The sequence below is a fragment of the Actinokineospora auranticolor genome (assembly GCF_002934265.1).
Taxonomy (GTDB): domain Bacteria; phylum Actinomycetota; class Actinomycetes; order Mycobacteriales; family Pseudonocardiaceae; genus Actinokineospora; species Actinokineospora auranticolor.
On sequence record NZ_PTIX01000018.1, the window covers coordinates 36,857 to 54,566 of the forward strand.

Below are 17,710 nucleotides of genomic sequence, written 5' to 3' on the forward strand. Positions count from 1 at the left end.
GGTGATGCGACCGCCTACGCTGTGCGTCCGTGTCCAAGTTCTCCACGGCGGCGAAACGCCTCCTGGTCGGGCGGCCGTTCCGCAGCGACCGGCTGGCGCACACCCTGCTGCCCAAGCGCATCGCGCTACCGGTGTTCGCCTCCGACGCTATGTCCTCGGTGGCCTACGCGCCGGAAGAGATCTTCCTCATGTTGTCGGTCGCGGGTCTGTCGGCGTACGCCTTCGCCCCGTGGATCGGCGTCGTGGTGGTCCTCGTGATGCTCACGGTCGTCGCCAGCTACCGGCAGAACGTGCGCGCGTATCCATCCGGCGGCGGTGACTACGAGGTCGCGACGGTCAACCTGGGCAAGCAGGCCGGGTTGACCGTGGCCAGCGCCCTGCTGGTCGACTACGTGCTGACCGTCGCGGTGTCCATCGCGTCCGCGGCGGCCAACATCGGCTCGGCGATCCCGTTCGTGGCCACCCACAAGGTCGAGTTCTCGGTCGTGGCCATCATCGTGCTCACCGCCATCAACCTGCGCGGCATCCGCGAGTCCGGCGCCGCGTTCGCCGTGCCCACCTACGCCTTCATGGCGGGCATCATGCTGATGATCGCCTTCGGACTGTTCCGCGGCCTGGTCCTCGGCGACGACATGCCCGCCGAGAGCGCCAACCTGCAGATCAACGCCGAGCACGGCGACCTGGCGGGCCTGGCGCTGGTGTTCCTGGTGCTGCGCGCCTTCTCCTCCGGCTGCGCGGCACTGACCGGTGTGGAGGCCATCAGCAACGGCGTGCCCGCGTTCCGCAAGCCCAAGTCCAAGAACGCGGCGACCACGCTGCTGCTGATGGGCGTGATCGCGGTCGTGATGCTGATGGGCCTGATCGTGCTGGCCCAGCTGACCGGGGTGCGCATCGCCGAGGACCCGGCGACCCAGTTGGTCAACGCCCCGCCCGGCTACGAGCAGAAGACCATGGTCGCCCAGGTCGCGGAGGCCGTGTTCAGCGGCTTCCCGGCGGGCTTCTTCTTCATCACCGCGGTCACCGCGCTGATCCTGGTGCTGGCCGCCAACACCGCGTTCAACGGCTTCCCGGTGCTCGGGTCCATCCTGGCCCAGGACCGCTACCTGCCCCGCCAGCTGCACACCCGCGGCGACCGGCTGGCCTTCTCCAACGGCATCGTCGGCCTGGCCGGGTTCGCCGTCGTGCTGGTCATCGCCTTCGACGCCGAGGTCACCCGGCTCATCCAGCTCTACATCGTCGGCGTGTTCGTCTCGTTCACCATGAGCCAGACCGGCATGATCCGGCACTGGAACCGGCACCTGGCCACGGAGACCGACCCGGCCGAGCGCCGCAGGATGCGCCGGTCGCAGGCGATCAACGCGTTCGGCCTGGCCATGACCGGCTCGGTGCTGGTCGTGGTGCTGATCACCAAGTTCCTGCTCGGCGCGTGGATCGCCATCGCCGCCATGGCGGTCATCTACCTGCTGATGACCGGCATCCGCAAGCACTACGACCGGGTCGCCGACGAGCTGGCGCGCGCGGAGAGCGAGAGCTCGTTCGTGCTGCCGTCGCGGATCCACACGATCGTGCTGGTGTCCAAACTGCACCTGCCGACCCGCCGCGCGCTGGCCTACGCCCGCGCGACCCGGCCGGACGTGCTGGAGGCGATCACGGTCAACGTGGACGACGTGGACACCAAGCGGCTGGTCGCGGAGTGGGACAAGGAGAACTTCTCGGTGCCGCTCAAGGTCGTCGAGTCGCCGTACCGGGAGATCACCAAGCCCGTGCTGGAGTACGTCCGGCGCGTGCGCTCGGACAACCCGCGCGACGTGGTCACCGTGTTCATCCCCGAGTACGTGGTGGGCCGCTGGTGGGAGCAGGTGCTGCACAACCAGAGCGCGCTGCGGCTCAAGGGCAGGCTGCTGTTCCAGCCCGGGGTGATGGTGACCAGCGTGCCGTGGCAGCTGGAGTCGTCGGAGAAGGTGGCCGAGCGCGACCTGGTCGCCCCCGGCGCGATCCGACGTGGACTGACCGGCAAGGACCCGATGAAGGACGCGCGCAAGTGACCGACTGGACCGGACGGCGTTTCGAGGTCGAGGTGGGGGCCGTCGCGCACGGCGGCCACTGCGTGGCGCGCGCCGAGGGGCGCGTGGTGTTCGTCCGGCACGCGCTGCCGGGGGAGCGGGTGGTCGTGGCGGTCACCGAGGACAAGGGCGGCTCGTTCTGCCGCGGCGACGCGGTGGAGGTGCTCGACGCGTCACCGTCGCGGGTGGACCCGCCGTGCCCGCTGGCCGCGCCCGGCGGCTGCGGCGGCTGCGACTGGCAGCACGCGTCGGCCGACGAGCAGCGGCGGCTGAAGGCTGCCGTGGTGACCGAGCAGCTGTCCCGGCTGGCCGGGCTCGAGTGGGACGTCGAGGTCGAGGAGCTGGCGGGCGGGCTCGCGCACTGGCGCACCCGGACCCGGCTGGCCGTCGACCGGCGCGGCAAGGTCGGGTTCCGCGCGCACCGCAGCCACCGGGTGGTGCCCGTCGACGAGTGCGTCATCGCGGCCCCGGGGACCGTGGACGCCCTGGCCGGTCGCGAGTGGACGCCGGGGGCCGAGCTGGACGTGTCCGTCGACGCGACCGGCCGCACGCACGCCAGCGAACTGCTGCCGGACCGGGGCAAGCTGCGCAGCGGCAAGCCGGTCCTGCGCCCCCACCGCGTGCTGGGCTCGTCCGTGGCCGTCGAACAAGCCGCCCGCCGCGAATGGCGGCTCGCGGCGCACGGGTTCTGGCAGGTCCACCCGGACGCGGCGGACGTGCTGGCCGAGGTCGTCGACGAATGGGCCGGGCTCACGGCCGGGCAGGTCGCGTGGGACCTCTACGCGGGCGTCGGTCTCTTCGCCGCGGTGCTCGGCGCCCAGGTCGGCGCGGAGGGCACGGTCGTCGCCGTCGAGTCGGCCCTCCGCGCCGCGGAGGACGCCGCCGACAACCTCGCCGACCTGCCCCAGGTGCGCGTGTTCGCGGGCAAGGTCGAGGACGTCCTGGCCGACGGCGGCCTCCCGGACCCGGACGCGGTGGTCCTCGACCCACCCCGCAAGGGCGCGGGCCGCGCCGTCGTCAACGCCATCGCGGCCCGTGCACCGTCCCGGCTGGTCTACGTCGCCTGCGACCCGGCGGCCCTGGCCCGCGATGTCGCGACCTTCGCCGACCACGGCTACCGGCTCAGCGACCTGCGGGCCTTCGACACGTTCCCGATGACCCACCACGTGGAGTGCGTGGCGTTGTTGTCGCGGTGAGGGGTTACGGCCAGTCGCCGGGGTTGCAGTAGTAGGAGTTGCTGCCGGTGCGTTGGTGGCCGAGGGAGTCGACGGCTACGAGGGTGACGGTGGCGCCGCCGGGGGTGCAGGAGAAGAGGCCGGTGCTGAGGAGGCCGTCGAGGGCGGGTTGGTGGTAGCCGTTCACCGACCACCGGGCCGAGGAGTAGGGGGCGACCCCGCCGGGGGACGCGCCGCAGGCGAACTGGCTGCCGCCGCTGTCGCAGTAGATGGTGAAGTCGAGGGCTGCGGCCGGGGTGGCCAGGGCCGTGAGGGCCGCGCCTGCGAGCGCGACGGCCGCCAGGGCGGGTTTGAGACGGGTCACACGGGCCTCCGGGTCACGGTGGGTACGGGCAACCAGCCGACCGTAACGGGACGCGCTCACCTGCGGGAAGACCCGTTGAGACCAGTTCCCCTGCGCTCAACGGGGTGGGGCTGGCGGGTTCGATTGCCTGAGCAGACGCGCCTGGTGGGTGGTTATGGGGTCTAGGAGGCGGCTCGTGCCACGTTCTCGTTCAACTGGGCAAGTCGAGCCGTGATTCGGGTTGATCGGACGTCGGTGAGTGCTTCGCTTGCCTGGAGTGCGAGCGAGTTGGCCTGCTCCTGTTCACCCGTTGCCGTGTAGACCTCGGCCAGGTCGATCATCCGTCCGGCGCGGCCGCGAAGTCGGTCGGTGCCGATGCGGGGTAGGAGGTCTTCGAATCGTCTGATCGCTTCGGCGTGTTCGCCTGCTGCGGCTAGTGCCTGGGTGGTGATGGAGTTGAGGTGATCTTGTGTTAGGAACCCCGCCCACTCGGGCGTTCCGCCCCCGCGAGCGGCCAGCGTCTCGGCCTCACGGATGTGCCGCAGCGCCGGTTCTTTCTCGCCTGATTTCGCTAGGTGTCCGGCCAGTCCGGCGTGCAGGTTCGCGCGCTCCAGCGTGCACACGCGGCGGTCGGACAAGGCTGCGTCGACCAGGCCGACGGCTTCGGATGGGAGCGCTTCGCCGACTTGAGCGGCGATGTTCAGCAGGACGTGTGCGCGGAGATCGGGGTCTGCGCCCTCGTCGGCGGTGCGTAGCGCGAGCGTGGAGAGTTGACGCGCGGAGTAGGTCCGTCCGGCGTCGAAGTGAGTCCACGCGGTCCGGTCCGCGAGTGCTCCGACGGCTGCGCTGAGTGCGATGCGGGTGTCGTCCCGCATCGGTGCGTCCAACAGACTCACGGCCCACCTGAGAGCGCCGGTGGACAGGTCTGCGGCGACCGCGCCGCCGAATCGGAGGTCCATCGTCGTGTAGACCGCCGTGGCCTGCTGGACGGCCTCGACCTCGGACCGGCCGACCTGCCCGGGGTGGTCCGCCGTGGCCAGGCCGTCCAAGAGTCGGGCGAGAGGGTCGGGGGCTTGGCTGCCTGCGAGCACCGCCGCAGCCGCCGCCAGTAGTTCCCGTCGGTTCACATCCTCACCCAACCCCTGAACGCCCAGCGTTCGCTCGTATGCGGCTATCAGGTCCGGTGTCGCTGTTCGTTGTCCGGTCTCCACCATGCCAAGCGTCGACTTGCTGTAGTGAACGCGGCTCGCCATCGTCGCCAGGCTGAGTCCGGCGTTCTCCCGCGCCGCCCTCAACACCCGCCCCGTCTCGTGCACGCGGACCGCTCCCCTGGGTTGTGGACGGCTGTGGACGCCCGAGTCCTTCCGATGACACTCCGCGACGGTCACGCTACTACCGAGGCATAAGCCTCCCGGAAGGGTTGGGGATGAATATCCCCCGAATGTCGTCCCCAACCTCCGGCCAACTGCCTGGTTTCGTCAGCGCGCTTAGGGGTCAACTGTCATGCCTGTGTCATGAATAGCGAAACAGAGGGCTCTGCGGACCGCTCGTCGCAATGTTCGGCACTTCTGGCCGTGGGTGGCAATGGGATGTGGGTCCAAGTTGCGCGGGTCGTGCTTCGGCAGGCGGTTATGCCAGGTGGCATCGGGATGTCGCCCGGTGAAGTCGTGCAATGGGTCGATGCTTTGGTCGATGTGGCCGATAACAGTCTCTTATCCGATATGCATAGTGAATCAAGGGAGAGTCATGACGCTCGCTAACGTGCGGAACCCGGCGGACTCGATCTCGCGGGATCTCCACCGCCGCCTGGTGGGTCAACTGATCCGTGAGCACGCCGGGATGACAGGGGACGAAGCGGTCCGCATCGTGAACGCCACCGTCGCGTTCCTGACCATCTGCGCCGAGAACCCCGGCACGCGGTTCCGTCCGAGCAAGCGCGTGGACCTGGGCTGGCACGCTTTCATCCTCAACACCCGCGACTACGCCGAGTACTGCGCGGAACTGGGCGCCGGGTTCCTCCACCACGTGCCCGACGAGTTCACCCGCCCCACGACCACCCGCACCGCCATGCGCGCGGCGCTGGCCCCTACGGTGGAGGCCCTGACCGTCGCCGGGTTCGAGATCGACGCGGAGTTGTGGGGAACGGACGCGGGCGACTGCTCGCAGTGCCACGCCGGATGCACCGACTGCGGTCAGGGTGGCGACGACGGCAGCTTCTGCCGCTAGAACGAGGGATGTGAATGACGACCCGTCGTGAGTGGAACGACCTACCCGTACAGGTGAGGCACGCGGTGGAGGAGCGCACCGGCCCCGTCCTCAAGGCGGAGTCCGCGACCTCTGGCCGAAACTCGGAATTGGCCGCCACGTTGCGGACGCCGCAAGGGCCGATCTTCTGCAAGGGAATCACGACGGCGTCGTCGTTGTCTGTCATGCATCACAACGAGATCAGCGCTAGCCCATTCCTGCCCGGGGAAATTGCGCCGCGCTTGTTGTGGCATGTCGAAACAGGGGGGTGGCTGCTGCTCGGGTTCGAGCACGTGACCGGGCAGCACGCCAACCTCACTCCCGGATCACCTGACATCCCGCTGGTGGCCGACGCGGTAAATGCCATCGCCCGAGTGCCGGTGCCGTCGGAGACGGCCGGTCGCCGCGCGATGGCCGCGCAATGGACGCGTGCACTCAAATCCGAGATCCACGCGGACCCGCCCGAGAAGGCGTCCGCCTGGTCGACCGACAACGCGGACAAACTCACGCACTGGGCAGCGCGCGCACCGGAACACATGGACGGCACGACCCTCATCCACACCGACCTGAACCCGGCCAACTTCCTCGTAGCCGACACCACCCGGGTGATCGACTGGGCGTGGTGGCGGACCGGCGCCGCGTGGATCGACCCGGCCTTCGTCCTCATCCGGCTCATCGCCGCCGGACACACGCCAGCCCAAGCAGAAGAGTGGGCGAACCGGACGCCCGGCTTCCAAGCCGCGAGCCCCGACGCCCTGACCGCCTTCGCGGCGTCCGTGCTGCGCCTATGGGAACGCAAGTTCGCCACCACCGACGCGACAGCGGCAGCCCGCGCGTGGGCGCGACACAGACTCGGATAGCCGTACTCACGACCGGGTAGTGATCGAGCACACATGAGGACTATCGAGGCGGGCCGAAGCCGTCCTGGGGTGGGCGGTACGGGCCGTTCGCGTGGCGGCCGGGGCCCGTTGACGGGGGCGGGTTCTCCCACGGCGGGGGTGGTGCCGCGTGGCGGCCGCCCGGTGGCGGCTGGTGCGGGCCGCGTGGCGGCGTGCCGGGCGGAACACCTGGACCGGCGGGCAGGGGCGCGCCCTGCGGCGGTCGGGGTGGTTGGTCACCGGTTTGGGCGGGCATCCCACGAACGGGCGTCCCCTGAACAGGGGGCGCGGGAGGGGGTGGCGGCGCGTTTTGGGGCTCCGGTGGGGACAGCGGCGGCAGGCCCGCGCGCGCTCGGAACCAGTCCGGGACGTACTCGTCCGCGCGCGGGAAGGACCGCAGTTCGTCGGTGAAGCCGATGGGCGGCGGCACCCGCCGCCAGGGGGGTTCGCGGTCGGGTTCGAACTCGCACGAGAAGGTGCCGGGGGGCTCGATCTCGTAGACCGCGCCGATCCACGTGCCCCGGCCCGGTCGGTACATCCCCGCCCGCAGCCGACCCAGGCCGTCGACGACCTCCGTCGGTGGGCGGACCGGTCGTGGGACCTCGTCCGGGCCCGTGACCAGCAGGTCCACCTCAATGTGCCTGCCGACCGCGCGGTACTCCGCGCGCACCCGGCGCCACTGCGGACCGGCCGCGCGCACCATGGCGCGACCGACCTCCTTGGTGATCCGGTCCAGCTCCGCCTGCGCCAGCACCGGCTGGGGCTCCCCCGTCGTCACGACGATCCCCCACCCCTGGCCGCTTCCCGCGACACTGCCACCTTCCCCCTGTTCCTACGCCCCCTCCGCGTGTCGGGAACCCTACCGGCCGCCGGGTGCGCGCAGGGTCGAGTCGGACAGGAACAGCCAGTCACCAAAGGACCCGGATGGGGGATGTGCGTCACTTGGCCGGGTGCCGATACCGGAAATCAGTGGCGCCGGAACACTCGTAGACTGGTCCGAACCGGCGCGTGGGCAGCGGATCCCGGCCGTGACTCCCAGGAGACCAGCCATCCACGACAGGACGAGGTGACGACGCGGTGACGCTGCTGGATTCGGTGCAGGGACCGGCCGACCTGAGGCGCATGACCCCCGAGGAGCTGGACCGGCTGACCGTCGAGATCCGGTCCTTCCTGGTGGACAAGGTGACCAGAACGGGCGGCCACCTCGGCCCGAACCTCGGCGTGGTGGAACTCACCATCGCCCTGCACCGGGTGTTCGACTCCCCGCGCGACCCCATCATCTTCGACGTCGGCCACCAGGGCTACGTGCACAAGATCGTCACCGGCCGCCGCGACGGCTTCGACGACCTGCGCCAGCAGGGCGGCGTCTCCGGCTACCCGTGCCGCGACGAGAGCGAGCACGACCTCGTCGAGAACAGCCACGCCTCCACCGCCCTGTCCTACGCGGACGGCCTGGCCAAGGCCCACCAGCTGCGCGGCGAGAAGCGCAGCGTGGTCGCCGTCGTCGGCGACGGCGCGCTGACCGGCGGCATGTGCTGGGAGGCGCTCAACAACATCGCCGCGGGCACCGACCGCGGCGTGGTCATCGTCGTCAACGACAACGGCCGCTCCTACTCGCCGACCATCGGCGGCCTGGCCGACCACCTGGCCTCGCTGCGCCTGCGGCCCGGCTACGAGCGCGCGCTCGAAGGCGGCAAGCGGGTGCTCCAGGGCACCCCCGTCGTCGGCAAGCCCATCTACGCGGCCCTGCACGCGGCCAAGCGCGGCATCAAGGACGCGCTGAGCCCGCAGGCGATGTTCGAGGACCTGGGCCTGAAGTACCTCGGCCCGGTCGACGGCCACGACATCGAGGCGCTGGAGGCGGCGCTGCGCCGGGCCCGCGACTTCGGCGGCCCGGTGATCGTGCACGCGGTCACCCGCAAGGGCAACGGCTACCCGCTGGCCGAGAACGACGAGCTCGACCAGATGCACCAGACCGATCCGATCGACCCGGTCACCGGCAAGCCCCGCAAGTCCAAGGGCACCGTGTGGACCTCGGTGTTCGCCGAGGAGCTGGCCGCGATCGGCGAGGAGCGCGAGGACGTGGTGGCGATCACGGCCGCGATGCTGCGCTCCACCGGCCTGGCCCCGTTCGCCGAGCGCTTCCCGCGCCGCTGCTTCGACGTGGGCATCGCCGAGCAGCACGCGATCACCTCGGCCGCGGGCATGGCCATGGCCGGTCTGCACCCGGTGGTCGCGATCTACTCGACGTTCCTCAACCGCGCCTTCGACCAGCTGCTGATGGACGTGGCGCTGCACAAGCAGCCGGTCACGGTCGTGCTCGACCGCGCGGGCATCACCGGCCCGGACGGCGCCAGCCACCACGGCATGTGGGACCTGTCCATCCTGGGCACCATCCCCGGCATCCACATCGCGGCCCCCCGGGATGCGGCGACGCTGCGGGAAGAGCTGCGCGAGGCCGTCGCGATCGACGACGCCCCCTCGGTGCTGCGCTTCCCGAAGGCGACCGTCGGCGAGGACATCCCGGCCGTCGAGCGCCGCGGCCCGGTCGACGTGCTGCGCCGCGACGAGGACCAGGACGTGCTCCTGGTCACCGTCGGCTCCTTCGCCGAGCTGGGCTTGGCGGCGGCGGAGCGGCTGGCGGCGCAGGGCATCGGCGTGACGGTGGCGGACCCGCGCTGGGTCGCCCCGGTGCCGACCGAGCTGGCCGAGCTGGCGCGCGCGCACAAGCTGGTCGTCACGGTCGAGGACTCCGGCCGCCACGGCGGTTTCGGCTGGGCGCTGGCGGCGCTGCTGCGCGACCACGACGTGGAGGTCCCGCTGCGGGACCTGGGCATCCCCAACGAGTTCCACGCGCAGGGCACCCGCGCGGAGGTCCTGGTCCGCTTGGGACTCACCGCGCAGGACATCGCGCGCCGGGTCACCGGTTGGGCGTCGGACCTCATCGCGTCCCCGACCCGCGAGGAAGCGGTCGACCAGGCTCGCTGAGCCCCGCGGTTGCCCGGTGCGGTCGCGCACCGGGCAACCGAGCGGTGCCCCGCCGCGTCAGAGCGGCATGAAGCGATCTTGGTGGCCGGTTGCCCTGGCCGCGTTGGTGTTGTCCGGCTGTGCCGCGCGGGACACCCCGTCGACCACCGCGACCACGACGGCGGGCCCGGTCAACGCCTACTCCGCGACCGAGGTCTGGGACGCGTCCGCGGGCTGGAAGGCGCCGCCCGCGGCGCCGGTGGCCGTGCCGAAGGAGAAGTGGCGCACCACCTTCCCGCAGGGCGGCAAGACCGAGATCAGCGAACACCTGATCATCTCCCTGGACGCGGGCGCGGTCCGGCGGCTGCACTCGGAGACCGGCGCCCAGGTCTGGCAGGTGCCCGCGCCCCAGGGCGCCCGGCTGTCCATCCACAAGGGACTGGCGGTGCTCAAGGGAGCCACCGAACTGGTCGTGCTCAACGGCAACAACGCCGAGGAGCTGCTGCGCGTCCCGATCGCGGGCGTGGAGAGCGTCGACGCCGACGAGAAGTTGCTGCTGATCAACCTGGGCACGCAGACGGCCGCCGTGGACCGCGCGACCCGCAAGGAGATCTGGCGGGTACCGGGCGCCATCTCGGTGCTCGGCGGGCGGTTGATCGGCACCCGCACCGAGGACGGCGGGGCCTGGTGGGTCCAGGTCGACCCGGCGACCGGGGCGGAGAACTGGCGGGTCCCGTACAACTCCGGCAGCGAGGCGACGGTCCTGTCCTGGGGTTTCGCGGTCACCGCGCTGGAGAAGGTGAACGTGTACTCGCTGGACACCGGGGCCAAGACCTGGGAGTCGAAGGTCGCCATGCGCGGCAAGTTCAAGATCCTGCCGTTCGACGAGAACACCCTCCTGGTCCACGACACCAGCGCGGCCTACCTGCTCGACCGCGGCAAGCGCAGCCCCAAGCTCGTGGGAACGGGCGTGACGGTGGTCGGTGTCTTCCGCGTGGACAAGTCGGCGCGCGTGCTGACGACCCGAGGCCGCGAGGTCTACCTCTGCGACGCGACCCACACGGACTCCGACTGTCCCAACGCGACAGTGCCATCGGCCGCCGCGGTCACCGAGGCGGGCGGCGCCCGCTACCTGCGCTCCGGCCAGAACCTCTTCGCCATGCGCCTGCCCGACCTCGGTGCCCAGTGGGGCCTGACCCTGCCGCACACCCGCGGCGAGGTCCTCGCGATCCCCAAGGGGTTCCTGCTCAGGGAGGGCAACGAGGTCGTCGCCTACCAGGGGTGATCACACCGGCCGGGTGGTGCCGTAGGCCGTGGCCGTGACCTGCCGCTCGTACTCGTCGCGCTGGGCGCGGTCCAGGGTCCGGGGCGTGCCCAGCGAGGACGCGCGCCAGTACAGCTCGCAGCCCCATTCCAGGAGCAGCGTCCGGGTCACGGCGGTGTCCAGGTCGGCGCCGTGGGTGATGCCGCCGTGGTTGGCCATCAGGGCGGCCGTGTGGCCTTCGAGGGCGTCGAGCACCGCCTCGGCCAGCTCCGGTGTGCCGAAGGTGCGGTAGGGGGCCACCGGGACGGTCCCGCCCAGCTCGACGAGCTGGTAGTGCACGCACGGCAGCTCGTCGAGCACCAGGGACATCGCGGTGGCCATCGGCGCGTGCGTGTGCACCACGGCCCCGGCCCGGAACCGGCGGTACACGCCCAGGTGCAGGTCCAGTTCCGAGGTCGGCGCGAGGGTGCCGTCCACGACCGCCCCGGCGGGGTCCACCACGGTCACCTGCTCGGCCCGCAGCTCGCCGAGCCGGGCGCCGGTCGGGGTGACCGCGATCAGGTCGCCCTGCCGCGCGCTCAGGTTGCCCGCCGTGCCCACCACCATCCCGGCGGCCGCCAACCGCCGGGCCTGCCCCGCCACCTGTTCCCGCAACGACCGCAGCATCATGGCGCTGATCATGCATGGCCCGGGCCGCCGCTGTCCCCGCCCTGACCTCACAGGTTGGCTCGGAAGGGCGTGTGGCACCGTGATGGGGTGCGGATTCTGATCGTGGAGGACGAGCAGCCCCTGGCCGAGGCGGTCGCGCGCGGGCTGCGCCGGGAGGGCATGGCCGTCGACGTCGCGTTCGACGGCGACGAGGGCCACGAGAAGGCCTCGGTGACCCGGTACGACGTGGTCGTGCTGGACCGCGACCTGCCCGGCATGCACGGCGACCAGTTGTGCCGCGAGATCGTCGCGTCCGGCGCGCTGACCAGGGTGCTCATGCTCACCGCCAGCGACGCCGTCGCCGACCGGGTCGAGGGCCTGTCCCTGGGCGCCGACGACTACCTGGCCAAGCCGTTCGCCTTCCCGGAGCTGGTGGCCAGGGTCCGGGCGCTGGCCCGCCGGGCCACCCCGGTGACCCCGCCGGTGCTGGTCGCGGGCGACGTCGAGCTGGACCCGGCGCGCCGCACGGTGGCCCGCGCGGGCAGGCCCATCGAGCTGACCCGCAAGGAGTTCGGCGTGCTGGAGGTGCTGCTCGCCGCGCGCGGCTCGGTGGTCAGCAGCGAGGAGCTGCTGGAGCGGGTCTGGGACGAGAACGCCGACCCCTTCACGACCACCGTCCGGGTGACCGTGATGACCCTGCGCAAGAAGCTCGGTGATCCCGGTGTGATCGACACGGTGGTGGGCTCCGGCTACCGCGTGCCGGTCAACGAGGGGTGACCGCCCCGCGCAGGCGGGGTCCCGGCCTGCGGGCCCGGGTCACGCTGCTGGCCACCGGCCTGGTCGCGGTGGTCAGCGTGCTGCTGCTGTGGCTCGCCTGGCTGCTGGCCGGTGGGGTCGGCGCGTCGGTGCCGTCGTTCCCGGCGGGCACGACGGTGATCGTCGGCGGGGTGCGCGTCGAGCCGGAGCGGCTGGCGGAGGCGCTGTCGGCGGAGGCCAGGAACCGGGTGCTGCTGGCGGGCGCGGTCGCGTTCGTCTGCGTCGTGCTCGCCACCGCGCTGCTGTCGTGGGCGATCACCGGCCGGGTGCTGCGCCCGCTGCGCGAGGTGACCGCGACGGCGCACCGGCTGTCGGTGGAATCGCTCGGCGAGCGGATCGGCCACCACGGCGCCCGCGACGAGGTGGCCGAGCTGGCCGACACCTTCGACGCGATGCTCGACCGCCTCCAGGCCGCGTTCTCCGCGCAGCGCCAGTTCGTCGCGAACGCCAGCCACGAGCTGCGCACCCCGCTGGCGGTGATCCGCACGGAGCTCGACGTCACGCTGTCCGACCCGGACGCCGACGCCGCCGAGCTGCGCCGCATGGCCGACGTGGTGCGCACGGCGACGCTGCGCGCGGGGGACCTGGTCGAGGCGCTGCTGGTGCTGGCCCGCACCGACGGGCTCGGTGTCGGCGCGACCGGTCCGGTGGAGCTGCCGGTCGTCGTGGCGGGCGCGTGGCGCTCGACCCGCGCGGACGCCGAGCGGCGGGGCATCACGGCCCGCTTCCACGACGGGCACGCCACCGTCGTCGGCGATTCGGCGCTGCTGGAACGGGTCGCGGGCAACCTCCTGGAGAACGCCGTGCGGCACAACGTCGACGGCGGCTGGATCGACGTCCGCACGCTGTGCGGTCCACAGTGGACAACGCTGGAGGTGGCCTCCTCCGGTCGCGCGATCCCGCCGGAGCGGGTGCCGGAGCTGTTCGAACCCTTCCGGCGCGGCATCGTCGACCGCACGTCCCACAACGGGACCGGTCTCGGCCTGTCCATCGTGCGCGCGGTCGCCCGGGCGCACGGCGGCACGGTCAGCGCCGAACCCGTGCCCGGCGGCGGTCTCCGCGTCACCGTCGCTTTCCCGGCGGTCTAGCGCCGACTAGGCCGTCCGGGGCACAAGCGTGCGCGGAGTGATCAACCTTGCCACCCTGGACCCGTGGCGATCAGGATCGGCACGTCCGGCTGGGCCTACGAACCATGGCGCGGGAACTACTACCCGCGTGGCTTACCCGCGCGGGAGGAGCTGGGCTACCTCGCGCGGCGGGTGGACACCATAGAGGTCAACAGCACCTTCTACGGGCCCCGCAAGGCATCGGACTACCTGCGGTGGCACGACACCGTGCCCGACGACTTCGTCTTCGCCGTCAAAGCGCCGCGGTTGATCACCCACTCCAGCCGCCTGCGCGACGCGCGGGCCAGGGTCGACGAGTTCTTCGACTCCGGCCTCGATGACCTCGGCGCCAAGCTCGGCCCCGTCCTCTGGCAGTTACCCGGGTCCCTGCACTACGACCCCGCGCTGCTGCGCGACTTCCTCCCCCTCCTCCCACCCGACCGCCGCCACGCCGTCGAGGTGCGGCACGCCAGCTTCGCCGACGACCGGTTCATCGACCAGCTCGCCGAGCACCGCGTCGCGCTGGTCGTCGCCGACAGCCCCCGGGTGTGGCCGAGCCTGCTCGCCGACACGACCGACTTCGCCTACCTGCGGCTGCACGGCGACACCGAGCTGTACACGAGCGCGTACCCCGACGACGCCATCGACACCTGGGCCGCGCGAGCCGTGGAGTGGTCCGGCGGCGACCGGGACGTGTTCGTGTACCTCGACAACACGATGGTCGGGAACGCGCCGAAGGACGCCGAACGCCTCGCCCGGCGGGTGCGCGCGCTCGTCTGAGGGGGCGACCGGTGGCACGGGGTGGGCCAAGGGGAGCAACGCGCCGGTACGGCGCACGACTCACCCCGACAGATTAGCCCGATTGAGTGACACTCGCGGGCATACTTGCGCGGTGCCGGAGATCCACAACGAGGTCAGTGGGACGGTACACGGCGCCATCATCCAGGCCCAGACCGTCGCGGTGACCACGTCGAACAGTCACCGACGGCCCGTGTGGATGGTGCCGGAGCCCGGCCGGGCACCGGTGGACCGGCCCGGGGTGGCCGACCGGTTGGCCGCGCTGGTGCGGTCCGGCGCCCCGGTCGTCGGCGTCGTCGGCGCGGGCGGGTTCGGCAAGACGACCCTGGCCGCGCAGGTCTGCCACCGGGTGCGCGACCGGTTCCCCGGCGGCGTGCTCTGGCTGACCCTCGGTGAGCACGTCCCCGACCCGCTGCTCGCCGACAAGGTCAACGACCTCACCGAGGTCCTGACCGGTCGCCGCCCCGCGCTCACCGACCCCCTGACGGCGGGCCACCGCCTCGGCGAGGTCCTCGCGGAGGCGCCGCCGACGCTGCTGGTCGTCGACGACCTCTGGGCCGCCAGCAGGCTGGCGCCGTTCCTGCGGGCCCGCGCCTGCCTGGTCACCACCCGCACACCCGGCGCGCTGCCGTCGGACGCCGAGGTGGTGATCGTCACCGCGATGAGCGCGGTGGAGAGCCGGACGCTGCTCACCCGCGGCCTGCCGGACATGGCCGCCACCGACCGCCTGCTGCGCCTGACCGGGCGCTGGCCGCTGCTGCTCGCCCTGGTCAACAGCACGATCCGCCGGTCGGTCGCGGACGGCTCGACGGCCGCCGCCGCTGCCGACTCGGTCGCCGAGCAGCTGCTGGAGGACGGCCCGGACTGCCTCGACCTCGACAGCGCCGACCGCCGCGACCAGGCCGTGCGCGCGACCGTCGAGGCCAGCACCGACCGGCTCGGCGACGCCGACCGCGACCGGTTCCGCGAACTGGTCGTGTTCCCGGCCGACACCGACCTGCCGGGCGCGGTCCTGCACGTCCTCTGGCGCGGCACCGCCGGGTCGGACGAATCGCGGACCCGCGCGCTGTGCCGCCGGTTGGTGGACCTGTCGCTGCTGAGCCGGGTCGGCGACGCGTTCCGGCTGCACGACGTCCTGCTCGCGTACCTGCGCAACGCCGTGGGCGCGCGCAGGCTCACCGAACTCAACGGCCACCTCGTCGACGGGCTCGTCCCGGCCGACTGGGCCGAAGCCGCCCCGTACGCGCGAAGGCACCTCGCCGCGCACGCCGCCGCCGCGCACCGCGTCGACGAGCTGCTGACCGACCCCGGCTACCTCCTCGCCGCGGGCCAACCCGGCCTCCTGCCCCACCTCGACGCGGCCACCGGCGCCGACGCGGTCCGCGCGGCGGCGGTGTACCGGCGCGCGGCGCACCACCTGCGCGACCACGACGTCGAGCAGCGCCCCGCCTACCTCGAGTTCGCCGCCCGCCGGGCCGGTGCGGACGACCTGGCCGCGCGGACGGCCCGGCACGCCACCGGGTCGGCTTGGCGGTGCTCGTGGACGGCCTGGGAGCCCAGCGTCGAGCACAAGGTCCTGATCCGCCACCAGCGCCCGGTCGAGGACGTGGTCGTCGCGCCGCTGCGGGGCGGGGTGACCTGGGTGATCAGCCGCGACGACAGCGGGGTCGTGCGCGTGGTCGACCTGGACACCAACGAGACCGTGCAGCCGCCGTGGCTGGACCGCGACGAACGGGTCGGCGCGATCGCGTGCGTACCGCGCCTGGGCGCCGGGCCGCTCGTGCTGCTGGACGCGGGGTCGGGTCTGCGGGTCCGCGACTGCGCGACCGGCGACCCGGTGCCCTGGGACGTCGACGAGCCCGACGCGGGCGTCGCCCAGATCGTGTCCACCCGCGCTCGCGCGGCGATCGTCACCTACACCGACGGCACCGCTCGCACGTGGGACGCCGACACCGGCGCGCGGATCGGCCCCACGGCCGCGCTGCGGCTCGACGCGGGTGCCGACTGGCGCGTGGCCGCCGCGACCCTGAACGACGACGTGCCCGCGGTGGCCGTCATGGGGTCGCGGCACAGCGTCATCCGGGTCATGGACCTGGCGGCGGGGACACCGGTCCGGCAGGGGTTCGACGCGGTCATGGCGGCCCCGGAAGCCCTGGTGTGCACGCGGCGGACGGTGCTGGCCCTGTCGCGGAACCAGGTACTGCGGTGGAGCCTGAGCCCCGGGGAGGTGATCGGGGCGCGCGCCAACCCCACCGGGCGCCGCCCGACCGCGCTGATCACCGGTGACCTCGCCGACGGCCGGGAGGTGGTGCTCAGCGGTGACGAGGCGGGGCAGATCTGCGTGTGGGACGCCGACACCGGCGCGCCGCTGGCCGAACCGCTCGCCGCGCACGGCGACGAGGTCGGCGCGCTGTCGTGCGCCCGGCTCGCCGACGGCCGGGTCGTGGTCGCGTCGGGGAGCGCGGACAACACCGTCCGGCTGTGGGACACCCGTGACGTGCTCGCGCCGTCCACCCGGGCCGTGGCGGGCCCGGTCGGGGTGACGGGTGTCGTGGCCGCGGCCGGGTGGCGGGTGAGCGGCCACGCCGACGGCCGGGTCCGCTTCTGGTCGGGCGCGGAGACCGAGGTCGCGGGGCCCGCCCCGGTCGTCGAGGTGACCAGGGCGGGGGAGTTCGCGGTGTCCCTGCACGAGGACGGGTCGCTGCTGGTGTTCGACGGCGACGGCCGGGTCGGCGCGCCCGCGGCGCGCCCGTGGGCCGGTCGCGCGACGTCGGTGACCGGCACCCTCCTGGACGGGCGGCCCGTGGTCGTGATCACCGGTACCGCCAACCTGCTGGAGGCGCGCGCCCTGCCGGACTGGGAACCCCTGTGGCGGCTGCGGCCCCCGGGCAGGCTGCGCGTCGCGCCGGTCGACGGCGCGGAGCTGCTGGCCGCCACCACGTCGGCGGGCTACCTGCAGGTGCGCGACCTGGCGACCGGCCGGGTGGTCGGCGATCAGATCGCCATCCAGTGCCACAACCCCACGACGGCCCTGGCCACCCTCGTCCACCCCGACGGCGGCGTCCTCGCGGTCAGCGGCAACGCGCGCGGCCAGGTGGTGGCCTGGCGCCTCGGCGACCACAACGCGCCGGTCTGGATGTCCGGCGACGCGGGCGACCCCGTCCGCGCGGTCGTGTGCGCCGTCCTACCCGGCGGTACCCCGGTCGCCGTGACCGCGGGCACCGCCCTCCGCGCCTGGCGGCTGGACGAGCCCGTGGCCGCGCCGTGGACACCGACCTGCGAGATCGACCTCGACGCCCCCATCACCGCCCTGGCCGCGCCCACCCCCGGCGAACTCCTCGTCGGCACCCGCCACGGCCTGGCCCGCCTCCACCTCCGCGACCCGGCAGGCGAACCGGCGGTGTGACG

The 17,710-nt window shown here is 72.6% G+C and carries 14 protein-coding genes; 10 read left to right on the plus strand and 4 right to left on the minus strand.

The features are described 5' to 3' along the window. Positions 1-29: 29 nt before the first annotated feature. Both CLV40_RS26595 and CLV40_RS26600 read left to right on the plus strand, forming a co-directional pair. Positions 30-2,045 (plus strand): APC family permease, encoded by a 2,016-nt coding sequence (locus CLV40_RS26595; RefSeq protein ID WP_104481729.1) that lies wholly within the window; start codon positions 30-32, stop codon positions 2,043-2,045. Continuing rightward, on the plus strand, positions 2,042-3,259 hold the full coding sequence (locus tag CLV40_RS26600; protein WP_104481730.1) for a class I SAM-dependent RNA methyltransferase: 1,218 nt from the start codon (positions 2,042-2,044) through the stop codon (positions 3,257-3,259). The genes CLV40_RS26595 and CLV40_RS26600 overlap by 4 nt, the downstream gene beginning before the upstream one ends. 4 nt (positions 3,260-3,263) lie before the next feature. Here the strand turns inward: CLV40_RS26600 and CLV40_RS26605 are convergent, their stop codons facing one another. Further along, the gene (locus CLV40_RS26605; protein ID WP_104481731.1) at positions 3,264-3,602 is read right to left on the minus strand and encodes a hypothetical protein; all 339 of its coding nucleotides are present in this window, start codon (positions 3,600-3,602) and stop codon (positions 3,264-3,266) included. A gap of 161 nt (positions 3,603-3,763) precedes the next feature. Continuing rightward, positions 3,764-4,897, minus strand: coding sequence for a helix-turn-helix domain-containing protein (locus CLV40_RS26610; RefSeq protein ID WP_181043752.1), 1,134 nt, complete (start codon positions 4,895-4,897; stop codon positions 3,764-3,766). A gap of 430 nt (positions 4,898-5,327) precedes the next feature. Between CLV40_RS26610 and CLV40_RS26615 the strand changes: the two genes are divergently transcribed. Beyond that, a complete protein-coding gene (locus CLV40_RS26615) occupies positions 5,328-5,807 on the plus strand; it encodes a glycine-rich domain-containing protein (RefSeq protein WP_104481733.1) in 480 nt (159 codons plus the stop codon). 65 nt (positions 5,808-5,872) lie between these two features. Further along, positions 5,873-6,685 carry a phosphotransferase family protein gene (locus tag CLV40_RS26620; RefSeq protein ID WP_181043753.1) on the plus strand — a complete coding sequence of 271 codons (813 nt, stop codon included), beginning with the start codon at positions 5,873-5,875 and terminating at the stop codon, positions 6,683-6,685. 40 nt (positions 6,686-6,725) lie between these two features. Here the strand turns inward: CLV40_RS26620 and CLV40_RS26625 are convergent, their stop codons facing one another. Further along, entirely contained in the window at positions 6,726-7,481 is a 756-nt protein-coding gene (locus CLV40_RS26625; protein WP_146108256.1) for a ferredoxin, read from the minus strand. Positions 7,482-7,780: 299 nt separating this feature from the next. Here CLV40_RS26625 and dxs point away from each other — a divergent pair, with 299 nt between their 5' ends. Further along, complete coding sequence (gene dxs, locus CLV40_RS26630) at positions 7,781-9,691, plus strand: 1-deoxy-D-xylulose-5-phosphate synthase (protein WP_104481736.1); 1,911 nt, start codon at positions 7,781-7,783, stop codon at positions 9,689-9,691. 67 nt (positions 9,692-9,758) lie between these two features. After that, a complete protein-coding gene (locus CLV40_RS26635; RefSeq protein ID WP_146108257.1) occupies positions 9,759-10,955 on the plus strand; it encodes a PQQ-binding-like beta-propeller repeat protein in 1,197 nt (398 codons plus the stop codon). On the opposite strand, the gene CLV40_RS26640 is transcribed toward CLV40_RS26635, so the two are convergent. After that, positions 10,956-11,603 (minus strand): class II aldolase/adducin family protein, encoded by a 648-nt coding sequence (locus tag CLV40_RS26640; protein ID WP_104481815.1) that lies wholly within the window; start codon positions 11,601-11,603, stop codon positions 10,956-10,958. Between the two features lie 87 nt (positions 11,604-11,690). Here CLV40_RS26640 and CLV40_RS26645 point away from each other — a divergent pair, with 87 nt between their 5' ends. From CLV40_RS26645 to CLV40_RS26660, 4 genes are all read left to right on the plus strand, one after another. After that, positions 11,691-12,359, plus strand: a complete 669-nt coding sequence (locus tag CLV40_RS26645) for a response regulator transcription factor (RefSeq protein ID WP_104481738.1) — start codon at positions 11,691-11,693, stop codon at positions 12,357-12,359. Next, complete coding sequence (locus CLV40_RS26650; RefSeq protein WP_104481739.1) at positions 12,356-13,486, plus strand: sensor histidine kinase; 1,131 nt, start codon at positions 12,356-12,358, stop codon at positions 13,484-13,486. Before CLV40_RS26645 ends, CLV40_RS26650 begins: the two co-directional genes overlap by 4 nt. 63 nt (positions 13,487-13,549) lie before the next feature. Next, complete coding sequence (locus tag CLV40_RS26655) at positions 13,550-14,284, plus strand: DUF72 domain-containing protein (protein ID WP_104481740.1); 735 nt, start codon at positions 13,550-13,552, stop codon at positions 14,282-14,284. A gap of 112 nt (positions 14,285-14,396) precedes the next feature. Continuing rightward, positions 14,397-17,708, plus strand: coding sequence for a WD40 repeat domain-containing protein (locus tag CLV40_RS26660; RefSeq protein WP_104481741.1), 3,312 nt, complete (start codon positions 14,397-14,399; stop codon positions 17,706-17,708). Positions 17,709-17,710: the final 2 nt, after the last annotated feature.

What these genes read in the sequence shown, in the direction of transcription:
- CLV40_RS26635 (WP_146108257.1), top strand. Translation starts at nt 9,759, where the DNA reads ATGAAGCGATCTTGGTGGCCGGTTGCCCTGGCCGCGTTGGTGTTGTCC.
- CLV40_RS26640 (WP_104481815.1), bottom strand. Translation starts at nt 11,603, where the DNA reads ATGATGCTGCGGTCGTTGCGGGAACAGGTGGCGGGGCAGGCCCGGCGG.
- CLV40_RS26615 (WP_104481733.1), top strand. Translation starts at nt 5,328, where the DNA reads ATGACGCTCGCTAACGTGCGGAACCCGGCGGACTCGATCTCGCGGGAT.